We start from the raw sequence: 3,416 nt of genomic DNA on the forward strand, positions 1-3,416 counted from the left end.
TGTTTGGCTTTGGCGTCGGTCTGCTCATGCAGGCGCTGGTGTTTGAGCCGCAAGACCTGGCCCACCTGGCCATCAACTTCCTGAGCCTGGCCGTGCCGCTGGTCACGGTACACCACACCCTGGGCAAAAAAATGCAGGGCATCAACGTGGCCAACGTGCTCCAGCTCGACGCCGTGTACTACGCGGGCGTGACGCTCATGGTGGGTTTCTGGCTGTCCATCAGCAGCGATGCCGCGCCCGTGGCCGACTGGGCGCTGTTTGCCGCGTCCTACGTCAGCCTCGTCGCCATCGAGCCGCTGCTGACCATCGGTCTGGTGGCGCTGGTGGGCCACCTGCGCGGCAGCCGCTGGCTGGCAGCCTGCATCGACGAAGGCTTGCTGCGCCGTGCAGCCCCGGCGGCGTTATCGGCAGCGGCCTGATCGGCAAAGGGCCCTACCCATGACCGCAGGAAAAATCATGCTCGTGGGCATTGGCCCCGGCAGCACCGAGCACATGACGGCGCGCGCTCGTGCCGCCATTGCCGAGGCCGACACCATCATCGGCTACGTCACCTACATCAAGCTGGTGGCCGACCTGATCGAGGGCAAGGAGATCGTGCGCAAGTCCATGACCGAGGAGCTGGACCGCGCCATCGAAGCGCTGGAGCGCGCCCGCCAGGGCAAAAAAGTGGCGCTGATTTCATCGGGCGATGCGGGTGTGTACGGCATGGCCGGGCCCACGTTCGAGGTGCTGTTCCAGGCGGGCTGGACGCCGCCCGTGCTGGATGCGCACGGCGTGCCCGAACCCGGCGGCATCGAGGTCGAGGTGGTGCCCGGCGCATCGGCGCTCAACAGCTGCGCCGCCCGCGTGGGCGCGCCGCTGACGCACGACTTTTGTGCCATCTCGCTGTCGGACTTGCTCACGCCCTGGCCCACCATTGCCCGGCGGCTCGATGCCGCCGCCGCTGCTGATTTTGTCGTGGCGCTGTACAACCCCAAGAGCGGGCGGCGCACGCGCCAGATCATCGAAGCGCAGCGGCTGTTTTTGCGCCACCGCAGCCCCGACACGCCCGTGGCCATCGTCAAAAGCGCTTACCGGCGGCGCGAAACCATCACCTTCACCACACTGGCCACGATGGCCGAGGCCGACATCGGCATGCTCAGCACGGTGCTGATTGGCAACAGCAACACCGTGGTGCGCCACGGCCTGATGGTCACGCCGCGCGGCTATGCCAACAAGTACGACGTAGCGGGCGACGGCGCCGCCCACGCCGGGGAGCGCGCAGGCCGCTCGCTCTCCAGCGGGCTGGAGGGCTGGCTGGAGCAACTGCACCACGACCATGCCGCAGGCGCCAGCGCCCAGAGCCTGGCGCAGCGCCACCGCCTGCCGCTGGACTACATCGACGCGGCCCTGCACCAACCGCTGCCCGCTACGGCGACCGCCAGCATCCCTGTTGAAGAAAGCCCTGCATGAGCCAAGCCCCCAGCCCCGCACCCGACGCCAGCGCCAGCACAACCACTGCCGTGGTGCGGCCCCGCATTGGCAGCTACCGCCGCCACCTGCTGGTCTGCACCGGCCCGCGCTGCGCCCCCGAGGGCGAAGCGCAAACCCTGTTCGACAGCCTGGGCGACAAGCTCAAGGCGGCGGGCCTGCACGAGGGGGATTTGCGCGTCAAGCGCAGCCGCGTCGGTTGCTTTGCGGCCTGCAAGGGCGGGCCCGTGGTGTGCGTGCAGCCCGACGGCACCTGGTACTACAACGTCACGCCGGGCCATATGGACCGCATCGTCACCGAGCACCTGGTGGGCGGGCGCGTGGTGCAGGAATTGGTGTTCCACCAAGGGCCGTCGGGCGCGGCACCCTAGCCCGGCAGGCCACCCTGGCCCCATTCAACACTCCTGAGATGAGAGCTGCTTGCGCCCACTACGCGGGCGTTTGAGACCGATTTGGCCTCTATTTTTTGCCTCAGGCCGGTGTGGCCGCGCTGCGCCGTACCTGCGCGGCCACCCCCGCCCCCACCAGCGCTGCCGAGCCCACACTCAGCAACAGGGCCAGCGCCGAGCCGTAGAAGATGCCCCCGGTCAGCCCCCGGTCGAGCAGCGCGCCAAACACCGGCGCCGCCACCGAAAAGCCCAAATCCAGCCCCGAATACACCGTGCCATACACGCGCCCCGTGGCCCCGGGCGGCGCGGCGCGCTTGATCAGCATGTCGCGCGACGGGCTGGCAATGCCCGTGCCCAAGCCCGCCAGCGCCGCTACCACCACGGCGGCCATACCGGGCAGCCAGCCCGTGCCCACCAGCACCAGCAGCACCGCTGCGGCGGCCAGGCACACCGAGATGATTTTCTCCAGCCGCGCCACCCGCCCCACCAGGAAGCCGCCCACCACCATGCCCGCCGCACCGCACAGCATGTAGCCCGTGACGACCAGCGCCGTCAGGCTCAGCGGCAGGCCGTACATGGTTTGCAGCGCCGGGCTGGCAAAGCTCTGGATGGCACTGAGCGCGCACGTGCTCCAGAAGAAGAACGAGAAACACAGCCACACCGACGGCAAGCGCAAAAACGCCATCGGGTGTTCGGCGGGCGGCGCACCGGCGGCGCCCGGTGTGCTCTGGTGCGCCCAGGCGCCCTGGCGGTCGTCCAGCGCGTCACGCTGCCAGACCATCACCGCCAGCACCAGCACGGCCAGCGCCGCACCGCTCAGGCAGGCGATGCGCCAGGAACCCGTGGCCGTGGCAATCCCCGCCATGAACAGCGGCGCCGTCGCCCAGCCCAGGTTGCCCGAGATGCCATGCACCGAAAACGCATGGCCCAGCCGCGCCTGCGACACGCGCTTGTTCAGGATGGTGAAGTCCACCGGATGGAAAGGCGCATTGCCCAGCCCCGCCAGCGCCGCCGCCACCACCAGCCCGGCATACCCCCCGGCGGTGCCCGCCACCAGCCCCGCCAAGGCAAAGCAGGCCAGCGCAACAAACAGCACAGGCCGCGCGCCCACCTTGTCAACCAGAAACCCCGCCAGCGCCTGCCCCACGCCCGACACCACAAAAAACACCGTGACCAGCAGCCCCAGCTCCGAGTAGCTGAAACCGAACTCGGCAATCAGCCACGGAAACAAGGGCGGCAACAGCATGTGGAAAAAATGCGAACTGCCGTGGGCCAGCCCAATCAGGCCGATGGTGCGCGCGTCCTGGCGCAAAGGGGTGGCGCCCGGGGCGCTGACAGAAGAGGTACTCATGGCATGGATGGTAGAGCGGGTTCCAGGAACGTGCAGGCGCGGCCCGCACGGTTGACGTGCGTCAACATGGAACCGCGCCGCTCTGGCCAGAATCCGCGCCAATACAATGGTTTTTTTATTCCAACAGGAGGGCTCCGATGAAGCTGCTGAACGATCTTTTCACGACAGACTATGGCCTGATGAGCATCATCGGGATTGCCATGATG

Annotated in this window: 5 protein-coding genes; 4 read left to right on the plus strand and 1 reads right to left on the minus strand. The window is 68.1% G+C overall.

Features of this window, described 5'->3' with window-relative positions; genetic code table 11:
* The 3 genes from PHX69_RS15830 to PHX69_RS15840 all read left to right on the plus strand — a co-directional run.
* Window positions 1-419 (plus strand): energy-coupling factor ABC transporter permease (locus PHX69_RS15830; RefSeq protein ID WP_288045066.1); only part of this gene is annotated, 419 nt, incomplete at its 5' end.
* Window positions 420-438: 19 nt separating this feature from the next.
* Window positions 439-1,452, plus strand: a complete 1,014-nt coding sequence (gene cobJ, locus PHX69_RS15835) for a precorrin-3B C(17)-methyltransferase (protein WP_288045068.1) — start codon at window positions 439-441, stop codon at window positions 1,450-1,452.
* A complete protein-coding gene (locus tag PHX69_RS15840; RefSeq protein ID WP_288045071.1) occupies window positions 1,449-1,841 on the plus strand; it encodes a (2Fe-2S) ferredoxin domain-containing protein in 393 nt (130 codons plus the stop codon). The genes cobJ and PHX69_RS15840 overlap by 4 nt, the downstream gene beginning before the upstream one ends.
* A 100-nt stretch (window positions 1,842-1,941) precedes the next feature.
* Here PHX69_RS15840 and PHX69_RS15845 read toward each other — a convergent pair whose 3' ends face one another.
* On the minus strand, window positions 1,942-3,210 hold the full coding sequence (locus PHX69_RS15845; RefSeq protein WP_288045073.1) for an MFS transporter: 1,269 nt from the start codon (window positions 3,208-3,210) through the stop codon (window positions 1,942-1,944).
* A 137-nt stretch (window positions 3,211-3,347) separates the two neighbouring features.
* Between PHX69_RS15845 and PHX69_RS16165 the strand changes: the two genes are divergently transcribed.
* Window positions 3,348-3,416 (plus strand): DUF3149 domain-containing protein (locus PHX69_RS16165; RefSeq protein ID WP_353852421.1); only part of this gene is annotated, 69 nt, incomplete at its 3' end.

This window comes from Simplicispira sp. (assembly GCF_028687295.1).
GTDB lineage: Bacteria > Pseudomonadota > Gammaproteobacteria > Burkholderiales > Burkholderiaceae_C > Simplicispira > Simplicispira metamorpha.